Origin of the sequence: Micromonospora sp. U56, assembly GCF_018070095.1 — a bacterium.
Taxonomy (GTDB): domain Bacteria; phylum Actinomycetota; class Actinomycetes; order Mycobacteriales; family Micromonosporaceae; genus Micromonospora; species Micromonospora purpureochromogenes.
Window position 1 is genome coordinate 1 of sequence record NZ_JAGPYL010000121.1, and the last position, 19,204, is coordinate 19,204.

The 19,204-nt window shown below is 67.1% G+C and carries 18 protein-coding genes and 1 pseudogene; 13 read left to right on the forward strand and 6 right to left on the reverse strand.

Annotation, left to right across the window (positions count from 1 at the left end):
* Nucleotides 1–127: 127 nt before the first annotated feature.
* A complete protein-coding gene (locus tag KBX37_RS28025; protein ID WP_210778903.1) occupies nucleotides 128–412 on the reverse strand; it encodes a carboxymuconolactone decarboxylase family protein in 285 nt (94 codons plus the stop codon).
* 592 nt (nucleotides 413–1,004) lie between these two features.
* On the opposite strand from KBX37_RS28025, the gene KBX37_RS28030 reads away from it, so the two are divergent.
* The gene (locus KBX37_RS28030) at nucleotides 1,005–1,661 is read left to right on the forward strand and encodes a TetR/AcrR family transcriptional regulator (RefSeq protein ID WP_210778904.1); all 657 of its coding nucleotides are present in this window, start codon (nucleotides 1,005–1,007) and stop codon (nucleotides 1,659–1,661) included.
* Between the two features lie 200 nt (nucleotides 1,662–1,861).
* Here KBX37_RS28030 and KBX37_RS36100 read toward each other — a convergent pair whose 3' ends face one another.
* Nucleotides 1,862–2,221 (reverse strand): Ada metal-binding domain-containing protein, encoded by a 360-nt coding sequence (locus tag KBX37_RS36100; protein ID WP_374103918.1) that lies wholly within the window; start codon nucleotides 2,219–2,221, stop codon nucleotides 1,862–1,864.
* A 379-nt stretch (nucleotides 2,222–2,600) separates the two neighbouring features.
* On the opposite strand from KBX37_RS36100, the gene KBX37_RS28040 reads away from it, so the two are divergent.
* The 9 genes from KBX37_RS28040 (at nucleotide 2,601) to KBX37_RS28080 (ending at nucleotide 11,974) form a co-directional block, all read left to right on the forward strand.
* Nucleotides 2,601–3,029, forward strand: a complete 429-nt coding sequence (locus KBX37_RS28040) for an OsmC family protein (protein WP_210778906.1) — start codon at nucleotides 2,601–2,603, stop codon at nucleotides 3,027–3,029.
* 425 nt (nucleotides 3,030–3,454) lie between these two features.
* Nucleotides 3,455–3,664: an MFS transporter gene (locus KBX37_RS28045; protein ID WP_210778914.1), complete on the forward strand. Its 210-nt coding sequence runs from the start codon at nucleotides 3,455–3,457 to the stop codon at nucleotides 3,662–3,664.
* A gap of 95 nt (nucleotides 3,665–3,759) precedes the next feature.
* Nucleotides 3,760–5,637 carry a Na+/H+ antiporter NhaA gene (nhaA, locus tag KBX37_RS28050; protein WP_210778915.1) on the forward strand — a complete coding sequence of 626 codons (1,878 nt, stop codon included), beginning with the start codon at nucleotides 3,760–3,762 and terminating at the stop codon, nucleotides 5,635–5,637.
* Nucleotides 5,638–5,985: 348 nt separating this feature from the next.
* Nucleotides 5,986–6,903 carry an NADP-dependent oxidoreductase gene (locus tag KBX37_RS28055; RefSeq protein WP_210778907.1) on the forward strand — a complete coding sequence of 306 codons (918 nt, stop codon included), beginning with the start codon at nucleotides 5,986–5,988 and terminating at the stop codon, nucleotides 6,901–6,903.
* 158 nt (nucleotides 6,904–7,061) lie between these two features.
* Nucleotides 7,062–7,502 carry a GNAT family N-acetyltransferase gene (locus KBX37_RS28060; protein ID WP_210778908.1) on the forward strand — a complete coding sequence of 147 codons (441 nt, stop codon included), beginning with the start codon at nucleotides 7,062–7,064 and terminating at the stop codon, nucleotides 7,500–7,502.
* Between the two features lie 35 nt (nucleotides 7,503–7,537).
* Nucleotides 7,538–8,011 carry a GNAT family N-acetyltransferase gene (locus KBX37_RS28065; protein ID WP_210778909.1) on the forward strand — a complete coding sequence of 158 codons (474 nt, stop codon included), beginning with the start codon at nucleotides 7,538–7,540 and terminating at the stop codon, nucleotides 8,009–8,011.
* Between the two features lie 223 nt (nucleotides 8,012–8,234).
* Nucleotides 8,235–9,179: an NADP-dependent oxidoreductase gene (locus KBX37_RS28070; RefSeq protein ID WP_210778910.1), complete on the forward strand. Its 945-nt coding sequence runs from the start codon at nucleotides 8,235–8,237 to the stop codon at nucleotides 9,177–9,179.
* A 240-nt stretch (nucleotides 9,180–9,419) separates the two neighbouring features.
* The gene (locus KBX37_RS28075) at nucleotides 9,420–10,613 is read left to right on the forward strand and encodes an MFS transporter (RefSeq protein WP_307849237.1); all 1,194 of its coding nucleotides are present in this window, start codon (nucleotides 9,420–9,422) and stop codon (nucleotides 10,611–10,613) included.
* Between the two features lie 602 nt (nucleotides 10,614–11,215).
* Nucleotides 11,216–11,974 (forward strand): DUF4396 domain-containing protein, encoded by a 759-nt coding sequence (locus tag KBX37_RS28080; RefSeq protein ID WP_210778911.1) that lies wholly within the window; start codon nucleotides 11,216–11,218, stop codon nucleotides 11,972–11,974.
* Between the two features lie 254 nt (nucleotides 11,975–12,228).
* Here KBX37_RS28080 and KBX37_RS28085 read toward each other — a convergent pair whose 3' ends face one another.
* Complete coding sequence (locus KBX37_RS28085; RefSeq protein ID WP_307849238.1) at nucleotides 12,229–12,759, reverse strand: hypothetical protein; 531 nt, start codon at nucleotides 12,757–12,759, stop codon at nucleotides 12,229–12,231.
* A 258-nt stretch (nucleotides 12,760–13,017) separates the two neighbouring features.
* Here KBX37_RS28085 and KBX37_RS28090 point away from each other — a divergent pair, with 258 nt between their 5' ends.
* Nucleotides 13,018–14,478 carry a glucose-6-phosphate dehydrogenase gene (locus KBX37_RS28090; protein WP_210778912.1) on the forward strand — a complete coding sequence of 487 codons (1,461 nt, stop codon included), beginning with the start codon at nucleotides 13,018–13,020 and terminating at the stop codon, nucleotides 14,476–14,478.
* A 462-nt stretch (nucleotides 14,479–14,940) separates the two neighbouring features.
* Nucleotides 14,941–15,658: pseudogene (locus tag KBX37_RS28095) on the forward strand (IS701 family transposase); the annotation flags it as partial.
* Nucleotides 15,659–16,148: 490 nt separating this feature from the next.
* Here KBX37_RS28095 and KBX37_RS28100 read toward each other — a convergent pair.
* The gene (locus KBX37_RS28100; protein WP_247659144.1) at nucleotides 16,149–16,436 is read right to left on the reverse strand and encodes a hypothetical protein; all 288 of its coding nucleotides are present in this window, start codon (nucleotides 16,434–16,436) and stop codon (nucleotides 16,149–16,151) included.
* Between the two features lie 524 nt (nucleotides 16,437–16,960).
* Here KBX37_RS28100 and KBX37_RS28105 point away from each other — a divergent pair.
* Complete coding sequence (locus tag KBX37_RS28105) at nucleotides 16,961–18,226, forward strand: low temperature requirement protein A (RefSeq protein WP_210778913.1); 1,266 nt, start codon at nucleotides 16,961–16,963, stop codon at nucleotides 18,224–18,226.
* A 194-nt stretch (nucleotides 18,227–18,420) separates the two neighbouring features.
* On the opposite strand, the gene KBX37_RS28110 is transcribed toward KBX37_RS28105, so the two are convergent.
* Together KBX37_RS28110 and KBX37_RS34915 are read right to left on the reverse strand one after the other, a co-directional pair.
* Nucleotides 18,421–18,654: a hypothetical protein gene (locus tag KBX37_RS28110; RefSeq protein WP_210778918.1), complete on the reverse strand. Its 234-nt coding sequence runs from the start codon at nucleotides 18,652–18,654 to the stop codon at nucleotides 18,421–18,423.
* A 196-nt stretch (nucleotides 18,655–18,850) separates the two neighbouring features.
* Complete coding sequence (locus KBX37_RS34915) at nucleotides 18,851–19,024, reverse strand: hypothetical protein (protein ID WP_247659145.1); 174 nt, start codon at nucleotides 19,022–19,024, stop codon at nucleotides 18,851–18,853.
* Nucleotides 19,025–19,204: the final 180 nt, after the last annotated feature.

Consider the following 19,204-nt stretch of genomic DNA (forward strand, 5'->3'; position numbering starts at 1 on the left):
CCCGCTACGCCTACAAGAGCCTCGGCGTCGACCGCAAGAGCTACCTCGCCACCCTCACCATCGACATCCTCGCAGGCCAACCCGCATTGACAGACCAGGCCGATCCTTAACTTCACGGCCTTGGCCTTTAGGCGGCCGACGGTGCGGGGATGTCGACGTCGGTGTCCATCACGCTGTTCAGGAAGTTGGTCATCGAGAACCGCACGGTCAGGGCGACGATCTCGAGAATCTGCGAGTCCTTGTAGCCGGCCTGCCTGACTAGATCGAGGTCGGCGTCGCTCACTTTGCCGTGAGTCTCGATCACCGTCTTGGCAAAAGTCACGGCCGCACTGCGCCTGGGATCGGTGGCGCGACCCTGCCGGTGGAGGTCCAGTTCCTCAACCGGGATACCGCAGAACTCGACGGCCGCCAACGTGTGGACCGCTTACAGTAGCGGCAACCGTTGACCTCAGTGACAGCATGAGCGATACCGTGCCGGGTCGTGGCGTCGAGAGTGCGGCTAAGTGCGCCCTGAAGATCATTCCGACCGTTCAGTACGGCCGGGCTGGTCGACAGGCCGCGATGCATGTTCGGAACGCAACCCAGCTGCTTCTCGGTGGCCGCTAGGACGGGCCGCGACGCAGCAGGGATGTCTTCGTCTGCCGGAAGTGGGACACGCGACATGGATTCCTCTTGCTGTTTCATCACCCGCAGCCAGGATCAGCTACGGGTGATGCGTGGGACGTGCGGACGCATGTCAACGAGCGTTGACACACGCTGACCTCCGGCGCACCGCTCACGACACATCGCCGAGCAACCCCTGAGCAGCAGCTCCTCGCAGCGAGGACCTAATGGTCCAGGAATGCACCTGCCACGTCGATGATCTCGCGGACCTTGCACCGTTCAATCATGCCGGCGGCGCATGCGTTCGTCCTTCACCATCATGCGAATGCGACATGACGCCCGAATGGACTCCAAGGTCCCATTCTCCATGGAATATCTGGCGCGCTGGATACACTTGACCGATGAGCGACGAGCGGGTGGCTGCGCCGACGAATCAGCGGAGGATCAGTCAACGGGGCATCGCGACGCGAGAGCGGATCCTCGAGGCGGCGAACCGGCTGATGTTCGTGCGCGGAGTGAACGCGACGACCCTTGACGACGTCCGAGAGGCAAGCCAGACGAGCAAGTCTCAGCTTTACCACCACTTCGCCGACAAGCAGGAGCTCGTGCGCGCGTTGGTCAAATATCGAGGCACGCTTGTGCTTCAGCGCGAGCGCGGAGGGCTCGAACGACTGAGATCGTTCTCAGGGCTGGTCCGGTGGCGTAACGCGCTGGTCCAGGCCAACTCGCTGAACAACGGCAAATACGGGTGCGGCCTCGGGTCGATGGCTGTCGAGCTGTCCGATCAAGATGAGCAGGCTCGATCGATGCTGTTGGAGACGTTTGCCGCATGGGAAAAGCTGATCAGTGATGGTCTGCACCGGATGCGGGACAGCGGTGCACTGCGCCAGGACGCCGACCCGGAGAAGTTGGCCACGGGGTTGATGGCAGCTTTGCAAGGCGGCTACTTGCTGGCGAACGCCGCGCACAACGTCGCACCCATGGAAGTTGCTCTGGACATGGCGCTGGAACACATCAAATCGTTCCTTTCGCAGCCGTCCGGCGAGCCGACCCGTTAATTGAGCCCGTTTCATCGTGATCAGGCTGGTCACGGCGGGAGCGAGCAGCCCGGAGATCGATGAGGGCGAGGCTCCGGGTAGGACGGCAATCGAACCAGGATCCGATGCCCTGACCGGGAGCCTCGTCGCACCCATGCGCGGCGCGCGCACCAGTGCCGCCGTGTCGGCGCCGGCCTGTTCGAGCAATGGCTGCGTCGACATCACGGATCGATCTCCCCAGCTGATGCACCAAACTGTCGATCCCACCCCGATTGACCACGCCGTCTCCGATGAGCGCTCCAGCACGCCCGACGAGCGTCGACTGGCCAGGCGCTGGTCGGGCCGGGGGCGCTGCGTCCGGGGAGCAACGCTTGCAGGCTAGGTATCCAGCGAGCTGGGCGGTTGGCCGCTGTCGGGTGGAAGTCGACGTTTTCCGTGCGAGGGGTCTTGGCGCGACACGATGGCCGACAGTAGGCGCGGGGCGTCTTCACCGCGGTGAGCAAGCTGCCATCGAGTCGTTCCTCGCGTCGTTGGATCGCCTCGTACTGCGACTGCGGATCACTGAGCATCGATATTCTCATGTTGTCCGGATTGAGTCCGCCCTAGTCGCCGGAGGCGACGACGATCGCCGCCCTGATGGGTGAACGACGGCAAGCCCAGCTTTAATGGACCGGTTGGTCCATCTCCGCGTTTGGCGCGTTGACCGAGTTCAGCTGGGGCGTCTTGGTCTTAACCGCCTCCAGTGCAGCTTAATCACCCGAGGTGATGGTTCGCGAGGGTCGAGCGGTTCTGGCAACGAGCGATCGATTGGACTATCTAGTCCGCGAAGGCTAGGCTGCGGAGGTACTCGGTCATGGGGTGATACGCCCGGCCACAGCCTCCGCTCGGACTGCCGCTTGGCTGCTGCTGGATCCGCGTATCTGGACCGTCACTAACAGGATCTACAGGAAGGCGCGGCTGATGAAAACCGATGGGGATCGTGTCGTCGCATCCGCCCGAGCTGTCCTTCCGGCCACTGAGCGCCGGCGCACGGACATGACCACCCGCGGCTTCACGTTCGTCGCCGATGAACCGCACAACGGCGCACTCGGCGACGGCCCGACGCCGACGGAGTACCTGTTGATGGCGCTCGCGTCGTGCACTGCTCAGACGCTGCGGCAGTATGTCGACTATAAGTACGACACCGCCGGTGACATCACCGTCGAGATCGACTACCACGAACCCGAGCAGGAAGGCGCAGTGCGTTACCTGCAGCGCACGATCACGCTGAGCGAAGAACCTGACCCCGACGACTTGAAGGTGATGCATGACATTGCCGAGAAGTCCCCGGTGACCCTGCTGATTCAGTTCGCATGGAGCGTGACGACCGAGTTCGTCGGGCCGCGCTGAAATCAGGCCGCTTGCTGCTCGGCGATCACGGCCGAGCAGCAAGCGGTTGTCGTTCCGCCCCAGGCGGCGACAGTGTTTCCGTCGACCGCGACAGCTTGAACGCGATGCGACGCCTTGCATGCGGCGCAGGTCCTGGTCCCGGCGGACGGCCGGTGGCTCGTGCCGGCAGCTCAGAACAGAGTCGGTGCGGCCGGCTCGGTGACGCTTGAGCGTCTGCCGAGCAGGGCGAACTTGTCGGAGGTCGTGTCGTCGGGGGTTGGCTGCCCGTGGCGCTGCAATGCCTGGTTCACCCGTGCCCGGACGAGGTCGCGGTAATGACGGGGCGTGCGCGTAGAGGTCGGCGTACGTGGGAAGCAGTTCGGGATGCTGGCGGCGCAGCCAGGCGAAGAACAGGTCTTTGACGCTGCGCATCAGGTACAGCGGCGCTGATCCTGCTGGCCGGCGCGCTCGGCGACCGCTACCGCCGCAGGCGAATCTTCCTCGTGGGTATCGCCGGGTTCACCATCGCGTCGATCATGTGCGCGGTCGTCCCGACCATGAGCTCACTGATAGTCGCCCGCATCCTGCAGGACATCGGCGGGCCTCGTCGCTCTCTCCGCAGCCGGCCACAGCTGGGGCAGCGCGATCAGTACTGAACCGAGGGGTCGCGTGCCCGCATTGCGGCACGTGATCTAGCTATCCATGCTGGCCCGGCCAGCGCGTCGGAAGGTGACGTGTGACCGAAACCAAGATGAGCGGCCGAACGATCTCGGAGCGGAATCTAGCGGCACCGCTGCGAGCCTTTGTGCGAACTGAGTCCGGCAGCGCCGGCATGCTCGTGGCCGCCATCGTCGCCGCACTGCTCTGGGCCAACATCGACCTCAGCTCCTACGAAACCGTCTGGCGCACCCAAGTGTCCCTGCGCCTCGGGCACCTCGAGCTCTCCCGCGACCTGCACACCTGGATCAACAGCGGCTTGATGACTCTGTTCTTCCTGGTCGTCGGCCTTGAGGCGCGGCGCGAGTTCGACCTCGGCGACCTACGCGACCGGCGACGTTTCGTGCTGCCCAGCGTGGCCGGCGTGATCGGCATGCTGATCCCGGTGCTGATCTTCCTGGTGATCAACCACGGCGGGCCGGGCGCGCATGGCTGGGGCGTGGCTATGTCGACCGACACCGCCCTGGCGTTGGGCCTGCTGGCACTGCTCGGCCGGGGCGTGCCCGACCGGGTCCGGATCTTCCTGATCACCGTGTTCGTGGTCGACGACTTGATCGCACTCATCGTCATCGCCCTGGTCTACAGCGACGACATCAAGATGATGCCCATCGTGGTGGCCGTAGCGGCGTTCGCGGTCATGCTGGCCATCCACGCAGCCGGCGTCCGACGTGGCTCGGCGTACGTGCCGGTCGCCATCGTGATGTGGGGCGCGCTGCTGGTCAGCGGAGTCGACCCGGTGGTGGCCGGACTGGCCATCGGGTTGACCGCGTTCGCCTACTCTCCCGGCCGAGCTGAGCTCGAGCAGGTCAGCGGGCTGTTCCGATCGTTCCGTGAGCAGCCGACGCCCAGGCTCGCGCGTACGGCTTCGATCGGCCTCGCGCATACGCTATCGCCCAACGACCGCCTTCAGCGTATCTACCACCCTTGGTCCAGCTACGTCATCGTGCCGCTGTTCGGCCTGGCCAACGCTGGCATCAGCATCGACGGTCCGTTCCTGGCCCAGGCGTTCGCGTCGCCTATCACCTGGGGCGTGCTGCTCGGGTATGTCGTCGGCAAGCCGCTCGCCGTGATCGGCACCTCGGCCGGGCTCACCTGGATCTCACACGGCCGCATCCGTCCGGCCGTGGGCTGGGTGGGCGTGCTCGGCAGCGGCACGATCGCCGGTGTCAGCTTCACGGTGTCGCTGCTGATCGCCAGCCTGGCCTTCACCGGCGACCAACTGGCCGAGGCCAAAGTCGGGGTGCTCAGCGCCGCGATCGTATCCTCAGCGCTGACCTGGACCGCGTTCCGCGTCACCAACATGTTGCCCAAGGACAAGCGCACCCGGGCGCTCTTCGGCGACATATCGGAGCTGATCGACCTCATCCCAGAGGTCGACGAGAAGCAGGACCACGTCCGCGGCCCAGCCGGTGCGTCGGTAACGCTGGTGCAGTACGGCGACTTCCAGTGCCCGTACTGCGGGAAGGCCGAGCCAGTCGTCCGGCAGTTGCTGGGCCACGCCGACCTGCGTTTCGTGTGGCGTCACCTGCCTCTGTCAGACGTGCACCCGCAAGCCCGGCTAGCAGCCGAGGCCGCCGAAGCAGCGGCCGCCCAGGGGAAGTTCTGGCAGATGCACGACCTGCTGCTCGACCACCCGGACAAGCTGAACATCACTGATCTAATCAAATACGCCAGCGACCTCGGTCTGGATCAGAAACGCTTCCACGACGATCTGGAAAGCCACGCCCACGCCGGCCGCATCGAGAGCGACATCGACTCGGCCGACAACAGCGGAGTGTCCGGCACCCCGACGTTCTTCATCAACGGCCGCCGCCACTACGGCGCCTACGACATCACGACCTTGACCGCCGCCATTCGTATGGCCCGAGCCCGGGCCCGCCTCGGCCGCGAGGCACCAGCGACCCCTAAATAAGCGCGTTCCGCTGACTCGACAACACGCCGGTTGGCCGTCAGATCCTGCCGCGCGAACTCTTGCCTAGACCGAAGCGATGGGAGCGCCAAGAGGATCCGAGACCTCATCGAGGCTTGTGCAGAAGCGCCGGCGCGGCGTAGCCGATCGACGGTGGCCGCGGCCGACGCCGAGTACCGCAGCCGGGCCAGGGACACGACCGACGAGTGGCCTCGAACCAAGTGCACCGGGGCCGCACTCCGCGTCACAGATCTTTTCCGGTCAACTGGGTAAGACACCGACGTCTGGCTTCACTAAATGAGGGAAGTGAAGTGCCGTGTCGGCGAGCGACTGATACAGAGAGGCGTCCAAATGAAAGCGATTGTTGTGACGGACGAGGCCGCAGGAACGGCCGGGATGAGGCTGGCGGAGCGACCGGAGCCGGAGGCGACAGCGAACGACGTCCTCGTTGAGGTACATGCGTCGGGATTCACCCCGGGCGAGCTGACGTGGCCCGGGACCTGGACCGATCGCCTCGGGCGGGACCGCACGCCGTCGATCCCCGGCCATGAGGTGGCTGGCGTGGTCAGCGCGCTCGGCTATGGCACGAGGGGTCTGTCGGTGGGACAGCGGGTGTTCGGCCTCGCGGACTGGAGTCGCGACGGCACCCTGGCCGAGTACGTGGCCATCGAGGCGCGCAACCTTGCGCCGCTGCCGGGCGATGTCGATTTCACGGTAGGGGCGAGCCTGCCGATCTCGGGCCTGACCGCGTGGCAGGGACTGTTCGTGCACGGCCGCTTCCAGGCGGGGCAGAGCGTCCTCGTACATGGTGCGGCCGGTGGAGTCGGCTCGATGGTGACCCAGCTCGCCAAAGAGGCCGGCGCCTACGTCATCGGCACTGGACGTGCCGCCGACCGCCAGACCGCGCTCGACTTCGGCGCGCAGGAGTTCGTCGACCTCGGAAACGACGCCCTGGAAGACGTCGCCGGCGTCGATCTGGTTTTCGACGTGATCGGTGGCGACATCCAGAAGCGTTCTGCGGGTCTGGTCCGAGCCGGAGGAATGCTGGTGACCATTGCCGGCCCGCCCGAAGCACGGCCGGCAGACGGCCTGACGGTTGATTTCGTTGTCGAGGCCGACCGCGCGCAACTGGGTGAGGTCGTCCAGCGGATCAGAGATGGTCGGCTGCGGACGAACATCGGCAACGTCGCGACCCTCGACGACGCCGTCGCCGCCTTCAACCCGACCGAGCGGATCAAGGGAAAGACGATCATCCGCGTCCGTCCGTAAGGACTCGGCACACCCAAGCACGAGAACGACCCCCGCAGGAGCGAGAAGTACGTCGATGGCTGGGCCTTCACCTCCCGTCGACGACATGCGGCTGGGCGAGTACGACTACCGCCACGACCCGGGAGCGATCTGATGACCATCAACGAAGGGACACCCCCATGACCGACCTAACCGAGCCGACCCGCTACGCCTTCGAGTACCCCGACGAGGCCGGATACCCCGATGAGAAAGGCACCCTCAGCGACGAGGTAATCGACGATCCTCACGCCCCCGCGTTCGACTTCCAAGTCGTCAACGACGAGAAACTCGGCATCTACGACGGCATCGTCGGGGACCGAGAGGCGGCCGGGCTGACCTACAACGTCGCCGGAGACGACCGGCTCGTGCTGCTGGGCGCCTCGGTGATCCCCGAGTTCCGCAAACAGGGCATCGCCACCGCGCTGATCCGACGCGTTCTGGACGACGTGCGCGTGCAAGGCAAGACGGTCACCATCATGTGCCCGATCGTGCGCACCTTCATCGAGCACAACCCCGAGTACGCCGACCTCATCGACCCCGAGCACCCGGGAGTAACTCAGGGTCACACCCACTTGTCCTGAACACACCTATTAGCTCCCCGACAGAAAGCGTGACAATGACGATCAATCTCGAGGCCGAGGCGGCCACCCGGGAAGAGAACAACGCGGCGCTCATCGCTGCTCTGAACGGGACAAGTCTCAGCGAGGTGGAATCCAGCTGGGAGCTCGATGTCATCAACGACGCGGAGCGCGGTCGCTGGATCGCCGCCCTCGGCGCCGAAGCGATCGCCGAGCTCCCGTACCGGTTCGTGGGCGGCCGTGTCGTGCTGTTAACGACCTGGGTCAACCCCGCCTACCGACGCAATCGGGTGGCCACGGAGCTCGTCGCTCGCGTGCTGGACGAGATCCGCGAGAGCGGGAAGAAGATCACCGTCATCTGCCCGGTCGTGGGTACGTTCATTGCCCGCAACCCGAAATACCTCGATCTCATCGACAAGGTCCATCCCGGCGCCGGCGCCTACCCCCAGCACGCACCCGCGGAAGGCGACCACGACGAGGAGCTCACCGCGTTCGAGAACGACATGACGTAGCCATCCGGCGTTCAGACGTCGTTCGAGTCGTCCAGCGGGTCCGGGATGGGCGACTGCGGACGAACATCGGCAACGTCGCAACCCTCGACGACGCCGTTGCCGCCGTCAACCCGACCGGGCCGGTCAAGGGCAAGACCATCATCGGCGGCCGTCTATCAGTCCTCGCCCACCCCCGTTACGACGTAACGGGGGTGGGCGAGGACTGATACAGAGAGGCATTCAGATGAAAGCGATCGTGGTGACGGACCAGGCCGCGGGAACGGCTGGGATGACGCTGGCGGAGCGGCCAGACCCCGACGCAGCGAGGCTCGCCAGCCTGGAGGGCGCGAACTACGGCGATGTCGTCGTTGAAGTTCATGCGTCGGGATTCACCGGGGATGAGCTGGAGTGGCCCTCGACGTGGATCGATCGCCGCGGCCGCGACCGGACGCCGTCCATCCCCGGCCACGAGGTGGCCGGTGTGGTCACCGCCCTCAGCTATGGCACAACCGGCCTGTCGGTGGGACAGCGGGTGTTCGGCATCACGGACTGGACACGCGACGGCACCCTCGCGGAGTACACAGTCGTCGAGGCACGCAACCTTGCACCGCTGCCGGGCGACGTCGACTTCACGGTGGGCGCTGGCGTCGCGATGGCGGGCCTGACCGCGTGGCAGGGGCTGTTCGATCACGGCCACCTCTTGGAGGGGCAGAGCGTCCTGGTGCACGGCGCGGCCGGCGCGGTCGGTTCGATGGCGACCCAGCTCGCCCGTCAGGCCGGCGCCTACGTCATCGGCACAGGACGTGCCAGCGGCCGGCAGACCGCAGTCGACTTCGGCGCGCACGAGTTCGTCGACCTCGACAACGACACCCTGGAAGACGTCGGCGGAGTCGATCTGGTCTTCGATGTCATCGGCGGCGACATCCAGAAGCGGTCCGCGGGTCTGGTTCGAGCCGGAGGAACGCTGGTGACCGTCACCGGGCCGCCCGAGGCGCGGCCCGCTGACGGCCTGGCGATCGACTTCATTGTCGTGTCCGATCGCGCCCAGCTGGGTGAGATCGCCCGGCGGGTCCGGGACGGACGCGTGCGGACGAACATCGGCACCGTCGCGGCCCTCGACGACGCCGTCGCCGCCCTCAACCCGACCGAGCGGACCAAGGGGAAGACGATCATCCGCGTTCGTCCATGAGGACCCGGAGGCGGCAACCGGGCCCTCGTGGATCAGCGTCAGCTACGTGGTCAGGGCCGAACGACTCGTAGGGAATACCTCAGCGGACTCGTCAGGTGTCTGGTGCGTACCCAGCGGAAACCTCCAGAAACTCCGGGGCGTTTCAGAACAAGAGAAAGGCACGCACCGATGTAATACACGGGACCATTGAACAACCAGGCTCGCCAGGACAGAACGCTCCGGCTGGCATTCTTATCCGCGGTGATCTCCCTGGTGGCCTCGTTTGCCGCGTCGGCCGCGCCGATCCCCCTGTTCAACATCTACCGGGCCGAGGACGGGTTCACCAACGCCGGCATCTCGATGGCTGTTGTCACCAACTCCGTCGGCACTATCGCCGCACTGTTGGTGCTGGGGCGACTTTCCAATCATCTGGGCCGACGGCTCACCGCGATCGCCAGCCTCGGCCTGCTCCTGCTGGGCTGTCTGCTGCTGCTGAACGTGCACGACATCGGCACCCTGCTGGCCGGTCGGCTACTGATGGGCGTCGGTACCGGATCGGCCAGCAGCAGCCTCACCTCCTACACCGTCGACGCCGCACCCGCCAGGCCGGAATGGTTGGCCGCCGTCGCCTCCAGCCAGGGACCCATGCTCGGCCTCACCCTCGGTGCCATCGCCTCCGGCGGCCTGGTCCAGTTCGGCCCCTGGCCACGCGACCTCATCTACCTGGTTTGCGCCGGTCTCCTCGTATTATCTGCCGCACTCATCGTCATCAGCCCGGAAACCGCAAAGCCGACGCCGGGCGCTTGGCGGTCACTGCTACCCCGGGTCCGCGTACCGGCCCGGGTCAGGCATCTGCTCCCTGTCGCGGCAGCGGTGTTCCTGGCCACCTGGGCGACCGGGGCTTTCTACCAGGCCTTCGTGCCCGCGCTGGTCGAAGATCAGCTCCACACCCACAGCCCGCTCATCCTCGGACTGTTGTTCGCCGCCTACATCGCCCCCAGCGTTCTCGGCGCTCCCCTCGGCGGCCGGTTCACCTCCGCGGCGGCCCAACGCATCGGCATGATCATCTTCCTGGCCGGATGGATCGGCATCATCACAGCGATCGCCATCGGCACACTGGCGATGTTCATCGCCGCAACCATCGTCGCCGGTGCCGGTCAAGGCATCGCCGTCAGCGCCGCCACCCGCGGCCTGCTGCACCACAGCACCCTGGCCAACCGGGCGCCGATCTTCAGCGCGATCTACCTCCTCTGCTACAGCGGTGCCGCCTTCCCCAGCCTTATCTCCGGGGAACTCTCGAACACCTTCTCGCTACCGCAGATCGCCCTCGGATACGGCGGACTTGCCATCGTCGCCACCCTGTTCACTGTCCTCGCTGCACGCAACCCGTACACCGACACGACCAGGAACAGCCAGCATGGTGAGTTAATCAAAGTGATCGATAGGAACACCTGATGACAACTGGAAAACGGGGCTGTCTCGCTAACGGTGTTTCCGGCGATCTTAGTTAATAGGTTTCAGCGGCTGGGAAGCGGTCGCTGAAGGTGATGGCCCGGGCAGCCGCTGCTGCTCGCCGCTCTGGTCGCCCACGACCTGCTGGTGATCCACCCGGCCGGTACCGTCGCGCGGCTGCTAGCCGACCTGCATGCCCAGGTGATCGGAGGCCGTCGTGTCGGCTGATCCCGCCCGCGTCGCCGCCGCGGGCAGGGTCCCGGCAAAGTCGTCAGGTGATGCAGAGTGGGGCCAGTGGGCGGTGGCTGTCGCGGGCGTGGTGGCGGTTTGCGGTGGCGGTGTTGGTGATGTCGGTCAGGCGTTGGGCGCCGATGGCGGCGTTGCGGAGGGCGACCATGACTTGGGTCCGGTGCCGGTGCGGAGCTGGGATCGGTCTTCGTCGCCGGTGACGTCGCGGATCCAGTGGGTCGTGTGCTCGATCGACCAGTAACCGCGCCACCACTCGACGAACCCTCGACCCCCGCTAACTTCGCTGAGCCCGGATGCCTCACCGCCCGATGTGCTCTCATGTTTGAGACGGCATCTTGGGTCGCCTCCTTCACCTGGTGGCGGAGTTCGTCACATCCGCCGCCACCGACACTGCATCGAGTGCCCTGGAGCGAACGGAGATGATTGTGCAACCGACGTGGCTGGTGATGCTTTCGTGGGCTGTGCTCTTTGTGGTGTTGGCCAGCACCGCCGTTGTCATTGTTGACCAATTTGTTTTTGGATACCGTCAGCCGGTCAAGGTCATGGAGATAATCTGGCCGGCAGCCGCCCTCTACCTTGGCCCAGCAGCCGTCCTGGCCTACAGAAAGTGGGGTAGACCCCAGTCTCCCCGGTGGCTGGACCGGCACGGCACCCCGCCCAGGCGGCCGCGATATGGTCTAATCGAAACCTTACATTGTGCGACGCACTGCACTCTGGGTGTCATCATTGCTACGCCCATCGTCTACGGCGTTGGCCTCGAAATATTCGGCAGCACACTGTGGCCCGAAGCCGTCGGCGACTATGTAGGCGCAGTGGCCGTGGGCGTGGCATTTCGCTCCTCTACTGAGGCTCACACGGGTGGTCGAAGAGTGTGGAGCGCAATGCGGAAATTTTTCAGGGACGACCTGCTGACCGTGTCCGTCTTCGAGTTCGCCCTATTAGGTTGGCTGGCGCTAATGCATCGTGTTTTCCACGAGACCCTGCGGCCTAGTAGTCCGGTGTTTTGGTTTATTATCCTGGTCGGGTTGATCATCGGCTTCTTCGCCGCTTGGCCGCCAAGCTGGTGGCTGATCCGCCGCGGCGTCAAAACGGAATTGCTGGACACGCCGCAGTAGGTGGTGATGCGCCGACGCCCTGGGGCGGAGGGGTGCACGTTGAGCTTGGTGTCGCGCAGCACGGGCGAACGCCGGTGCGACGGCGGGCCACCGGTGGGCGTACTCGCCCGGGTGCAGCCACTCGCCAGCGACGATCCACGCCCGGCGGTGCCGGCGCATGTCCTCCACCAGATGTACCGCGCCGATCCGGTTGAGGGCGGCCAGGAGCACCCGGCGCAGCGGCCGGGACACCGGGGCGGTGCGGGGCCGGTCGATCAGCGACTCGCCGCCCGAACGGGCGACCAGGAACCGGAGCACGTCGGTGGCGGTGTCGACCAGCGCGACCACGTGCGCCTCGACGGCGGCCGGGTCGACCGGGTCCGCGAGTAGTCACGCCAGAACTCGGCCTTCGTCTCCCAGACGGGCACGGCGGCGCGCAGCCACGACACGGCGGTGCGGTCCTCGGCGGCGAGGCGCAGGTTCAGGTCGTCCACGTCTGCAGGCGACAGCGCGGTCCGCCCGGCGAGCAGCGTCGCCAGCTCGGTGCGCACGTCGCCGCGGAGGCTGCCGCCGAGGTGCAGCACCCGGAGCCGGACCGCGGTCAGCGCGGCGGTGCGGGGCAGCCGCAGCGCGGTGTGCAGCACGGCCCAGTGCTCGGTGGCGTTGAGGTGCGCGCCGGAGAACATCGCGGCGACCCGGTCGGTCAGCCCGACCCGCTGGGCCAGCGCGGTGAGCAGTTCCAACGTGGTATCGGTGACCAGGTTCCTGCTGTAGTCCACGTAGCAGTCGGCCATTTGGAGGGCCACGCCGCTCGCCCCGGCGCGGGTCGGCGGCGAGCAGGTCACACAGATGGACCCCGCGGATCTCATCGACATGCCTGCGCAGGGCCTGCCACTTGGCGGCGCTGGTGATGCCTGCCACGATGAAGATTGACGTGCGAGCCGGCCGCCGGCACTCCTGGACGCTGATCCCGGCCTGACCGGAGCCGGCTTCGATGCGCAACGACCGGGGCGTGTCCTTAAAAGGGGCGCCAACCAGCCCGACCGGCAGGGCATGGTGGTTGCATGACGACATCGCCTCCGAGCGCCCCCGGTCCCGTGGCCGACCTTCCCGCCGCCGGGGACCGCGTCTCCCAGACGTTGCTGCTGCTGGGCGGCACCGGTGACCTGGCCGCGCGCCTGCTGCTGCCCGGGCTCGGCCGACTGGTGGCCACCGGCGCCCAGCCCGGCCTCACGCTGATCGGCAGCGGCAGCGGCACTGAGGGCTGGGACGACGAGCGGTGGCGCCGCCGCGTGGCCGACGCCTTCGCGACGGTCGGCGCCGACGGTCCCCGGGCGACCGAGGTCGTCCGGACCAGTCGGTACGTCTCGGCCGACGTCACCCGCGAGGAGGACCTGCGGCGGCTGCTGACCGACTGTCGCGGCCGGCTGGTGATCTTCTTCGCGCTGCCACCGATGATCACCGCCCGGGCCACCGCCGCGCTCGCCCGCATCGGCCTGCCGCCCGGCACCCGGCTGATGTTGGAGAAGCCGTTCGGCACCAACGCCGTCTCGGCGCGGTCCCTCAACGGCATCCTGGCCCGGCTCGTGCCGGAGGACCAGGTGCACCGCATTGACCACTTCCTCGGCAAGTCCACGGTCGTGAACATCCTCGGGCTGCGCTTCGCTAACCGGATCTTCGAGCCGCTGCTCAACTCGGCGCACGTGGCCTGCGTGGACGTCGTCTTCGACGAGACCCTGGGCCTTGAGGGCCGCGCCGGCTACTACGACGGCGCGGGCGCGCTCGTCGACATGGTGCAGAGCCACCTGCTGCAGGTCCTCGCGTTGATCGCGATGGACGCCCCGCCCACACTGGATGCCCGGGACCTGCGCGGCCGCAAGGCACAGGTGCTGCGGGCCACGCGGGTATGGGACGGCGACCCGGTGCGATGGAGCAGGCGGGCCCGGTACACGGCCGGGGAGGCGGCCGGGCGGCGGCTGCCCGCGTACGCCGACGAGCCGGGCATCGACCCGAACCGGGGGACCGAGACGCTCGCCGAGGTGGTCCTGGCCGTGGACACCTGGCGCTGGGCGGGCGTGCCGTTCCGGCTGCGGTCCGGCAAGGCCCTGGCCGGCAAGCGCGAGGAAGCCGTCGTCACCTTCAAACAGCCGCCCCGGGTACCCACCGGGCTGACCGGCTACGAGCATCCGGACCGGTTGCGGATCGGCTTCGGGCCGGACCGGCTGAGCCTTGACGTCAACATCAACGGTCCGGGCAACCCGCTGGAGCTCGATCAGGTGAACCTGGCGGCCGACTTCGGGCCGGGGGAGCTGCCGCCGTACGGTGAGGTGCTGCGCGGGGCCTTCGAGGGCGACCCGGCGCTGTCGGTGCGGGGTGACACCGTCGAGGACTCCTGGCGCATCGTGGAGCCGGTGCTCGAGGCATGGCGGGCGGGAGCAGTGCCGTTGCAGGAGTACCCGGCGGGCAGTCACGGCCCGGGCGACTCCCTCCTGACCCCGGCGCCCGGCGAAATGTATCCTCACTGAGGACGATCTGGGCCGCCGATCATTCGGACGCCCGGAGGCCCCATTCACCTGGAGGCGGCGTTGTCTACCTGTCGTGGCGGATGCTGATGATCGGGGTCGGCGCGGCGCGCCCACGAGGACGCTGCTGCTCTCGGCGGCCCGGACCGGCAGGCCGGCACCGCCGGGGAACGAGCAACCTGGGGCGCAGGCTGGGAACCACCGCCGGGCTCGCCTGGAGCCTTGGCAACGGGATCTGCCGGCTTCCACACCGGATTCGTCGTGCTGACCGCCTTCGCGTTCACCGGTCTGGTCGCCTCGTCGCCGCCGGGCGGTGCGCGCCGTAACCGCGCGGCCGTCACCGGCGGTACCGTGCATTGCGCCGAGCGGGTCCTAGTAGTGCTTTGTTAGGTGGGCGTGTCGGAGGGTGGCCAGAGTGGTCCGGGGTAGTTCGATGTTGTGGTGACCCCTGACGAGCTTTCCGTTGTGCGACAACGGCTTGAGGCGTTCGCCGTGGATGTGTTTACCCCGCTGGTGCGGTCGGATCAGCGGGCGAAGGGTGAGACGTATCTGCGGGGGCTGCTGCTGGATGGGCGGCGCAAGTCGATGCAGCCGATGGCGGATCGGCTCGGGGTGGATCATCAGGGGTTGCAGCAGCTCGTGACGACCTCGACGTGGGACACCCACGGCGGTGCTGATGCGGCTGGCCCGCCGGGCGGTCGAGGTGGTCGGGCCGGTGGCGTGGGTGGTCGATGACACGGGTTTTCCGAAGGACGGCAAGGGGTAGCCGGGTGTGGCCAGGCAGTATTCCGGCACCCTCGGGAAGGTGGCGAACTGCCAGATCGGGGTGAGCGTTCACGCCGTCACCGACACTGCGTCGTGCCCTTTGGATTGGCGGTTGTATCTGCCGACGTCCTGAGACCGGCAAAGCGTCTACGAGGCTGACCAGCCCGAGGTGGCCGCTCGCCGGGCCCGGTGCGGGATACCTGAGCAGGAGCGTCATCGGCCGAAATGGGAGTTGGTGGTGCAGATGCTCGACGAACTGGCCGGTCATGGATTGCGTCCACCGTTGCTGGCCGCTGATGCCGGCTACGGGGACAACAGCCAGTTCCGCAGCGCCTTGGACGAACGCGGGATCGGCTACATCATGCAGGTCAAAGGCGACGCCCTCGCCCATGGCCCGGGCGTGCAGCCGGTGATGCGGGCCGCCCGCTTGATTGACCCCGTCCGGTCACGGTCGCACATCGCCATGCCCCGAACCCGCAGGGCGAATGGATGACCGGCAGCCGAACCCCTCGGCCTGCCCCTCAGACATCGGTCGGAACTGGTGACGCGACCACCCACAACGCCTTCCGGCATCACGAGCATGGCGCGCACGGCGCCGGTGTCAAGGCCAAGCCCCTGCGGGGTGGGCCTACGGCCCAGCCATTGACCCCGGCACCGCACACACGCCTGCCCGAAACCCATTGCCGGAACCGGAAAAATCAACGTCAGCCGGTCAAAACCCCGGCCTTGACCGGCCCCGCTCCTTCATGGATGACACAGAGGGGTGCCAGATCAGTACGCCTGACCTTCCTCGACGCCCAGCCACGGGTAAGGCAATGCGCCCGGCAGCTATCCGAACGCATTGACATCGGCAGGGTCGCATACCGGCCGTCTCCAGCCGGTGGCCTCGGCGGCGATCAGTTTCCTGATCAGAAGGGGGGTGCGTCCTCACCCATCAACGCCAGCACGACGCCTCCCTTCCCGCTCTTGAGGCTCTGGACCACGACCTTGCCGCTGCTGCCGTCGGGCAGCTCCAACGTAAAGGTCTTCCCGACCGCGTTTTTGGGGCCACTGCCGGCGCTGTTGGCGAGTCGGAAGTCGCCTGCCCACGGCGGTGTCCCACCCTTGCGGGCGGGCTCGGCGAAGAGCGCGGCGGTGCCGGGGGTCCTGGTGCCGTCCGAGGAGAGAAGCACTGAGGCGCTGCGATAGGTAGCCATATACGCCAAGGCTATCCCGGACTGCGCTCGTTCGCGCCACGACAACTGCCCTGTAACGCGAACGGCCACGGGGAGCGACCTTGACCTGCTCTCACCCTTGGTTGACCGTGCGTTGGCCGCGGCCCGAGCTAGGCCCCGGGCCGCCGAGACAGACCGCAGGTTGATCGCCTCGGCCCGGATGGGGCGCGAGAAGGAAGCCTGGGCGGGCCGTGGTGCCCCAGGGACACGACGTCACGCATCGCCGACAACGCTCAGATCAATGACATGGGCACCGGCGTACCTCTCCGGGCCGGGCAGTTGTTCATAGCGGCGGCGGCGGAACAGCAGTCACCGACTTCTCGTCGTTGCGGCAAATTCGGCCGACTCTGCCATCCGTCGCAACCGGCCCGCGATGAGCTCGACGCCCCAGAAGGCTGGGCCACTCGGTTCCCGAGCACCTTGCGGGCGCAACGCCGGGATAGGCCACCACCCCCGTGGTACGACTGACGTGCAAACGCCGCAAAGCCGACAGGATGGGCGTGCCGATGACCGCCGGCAAGGCGGGCGAACTGCTGCGGGATCACGCCGAGCCGCAGCGCGCGACGTACGTCGAACTCTTCTTCGACGTGATCCTCGTGTTCGCGCTGACCCGGCTCTCGCACACCCTGTTCAACGACCTCACCTGGCTCGGCGCCCTGCACACCGTCATCCTGCTCGCGGCGTTCTGGTGGGTCTGGGTCTTCACCGCCTGGACCACGAACCGCCTGAACCCCGCCCAGCCCGCGATCCAGCTCGTGATCATCCCCATCATGCTCGGCACCCTGATCATGGCAGGTGCGGCACCCGAGGCGTTCGGTGACGATGGCATGATCTTCGCCGCCACCTACGTCATCATCCAGGTCAGCCGCGCCCTCTTCGTCACGGTCGCACTGCACGGCCGAGAGGTGGCGATCGGCTCCCTGCAACAGCTCATCTGGTCCTGCTTCTCCGGGACGCTGTGGATCGCCGGCGCATTCACCCACGGCACCACCCGAGTGGTGATCTGGCTCGCCGCGGCGGCCCTCGGCTACACCATGAGCCGGCTGGAGTTCCGGCTGCCCAAACTCGGCCCGGCCCGGATCGCCACGCAGACGGTCAACGCGGAGCACCTCGCCGAACGCTACCAGCAGATCATGATCGTCGCGTTCGGCGAAACGATCCTGGCCTCAGGCGGCCAGTTCGCCGCCTTCGGCTTCGACCGGGACCGCGTGACCGCCTTCGTGCTGGCGTTCGCCATCACCACGCTGCTGTGGCGGATCTACTTCTACCGGGCAGGGCTGCTCCTCCCGGCCGTGATCGCGACGAGCACCACCCCCGCCGTATTCAGCCGCTCCACCTCCTACGCCCACCTGCTTATGGCCGCCGGCATCGTACTCAGCTCCGTCGGCGACGAAATCATCATCACCCACCCGTTCGCCGAACCCAACCTGGTCTGGTCCGCCGTCATCCTCTGTGGGCCAGCGATCTACCTGGCCGGCCGCGCCCGACTCGACTATCTGTCCTTCAGCCGCGTCGCGTACTCCCGGGTGATCGGACTACTCGTGCTGGTCGCGCTGGCACCCGTGATCGCGTTCCTGCCACCGATCTACATCGCCGTCGTGGCCGTCATCATCCTCACCGCGATCGCCACCTCGGACACCATCTCCTGGCGATTCCGCCCCAGCGAGCCAACCCCGCCACCACCCCCGCGGACGGTATCTACGCCCATAGGTCGGACGAGCAGCCACGCGTCCACAGGGGATGGAAAGTCAAGGAGACCGGGTACGCCTTGACCTCGCGCAGGGTGCGGCCGAACACGTTCCGTAGTTTAAGTCCCTTACGATCTTCCGTGCTCGAAGGGACTCGAACCCCTAGCCTTCTGATCCGTAGTCCGCTGGTTTGCCATTCAGCTTGCGGCGCTCGCCCACAACCGGAAGCACGGTAGAACGCCGGCGAATTGGTGCTGCCGGCCACCGCCCCGCCGCCGTCACGGGCGGATCACCACCCGCCTGCCGCGCAGCTCACCCTGCTCGAGCATGCGGTGCGCCTTTCCCGCCGCCGACAACGGCAGCGGCACGGTCTCGCCCGGGGCCACCCGGCCAGCGGCCAGCATCCGGTTCACCATCCCGGCGGCCTCGGCCAGCTCTGCGATGGTGGCGTGGGAGATCACGAAGCCGATGACGGAGCGATCGTTCCTGTGGAGCGCGCCGACCGGCAGCACCGGCCGGGAGGCGTCTCCGGCGAGCAGCCCGGCCCGATTCCGGCCGCTCGTCGTGGCGGCTCATCGGCTACCGCCTTCAGCGCGCGGTCGAGGCCGGGAACGGAGCGGGTGACCTGCTGCACGACGATCACCCGTGCCGCCGCGCCGAGCATGCTCCCCCTGCGGCCGCTGTTGCCGGTGCTGACGTAGCGGCGCATCAGGGTGGCACCCGCAGGGTGGTCCACCGCATGACCATCACCACGAACAGGTTCAGCACGCCGCCCGGATCGACCGATAGGCCGAGCACGGGCAGCAGATGGTCGGGGTCGGTGAGCATCCACTGCCCGGCGTAGAGGGTGAAGCCCTGCACCACCGGCACCGCGAGGACCACCGCTGTAGGACTTCCACCACAGGCGGGCCACCGCGTCGGTCTGCGGGCAGTGCTTGATGCGATGAAGGAGCGGGGCCTCCGCTCCTCGTGACAGTCACCCTGGTCAGGGGTTTCCCTGGGGTTGTCACGACGTACCACGACGAAGGAGGCCCCTGTGGACGAGTATGACGGCCGGCAGTA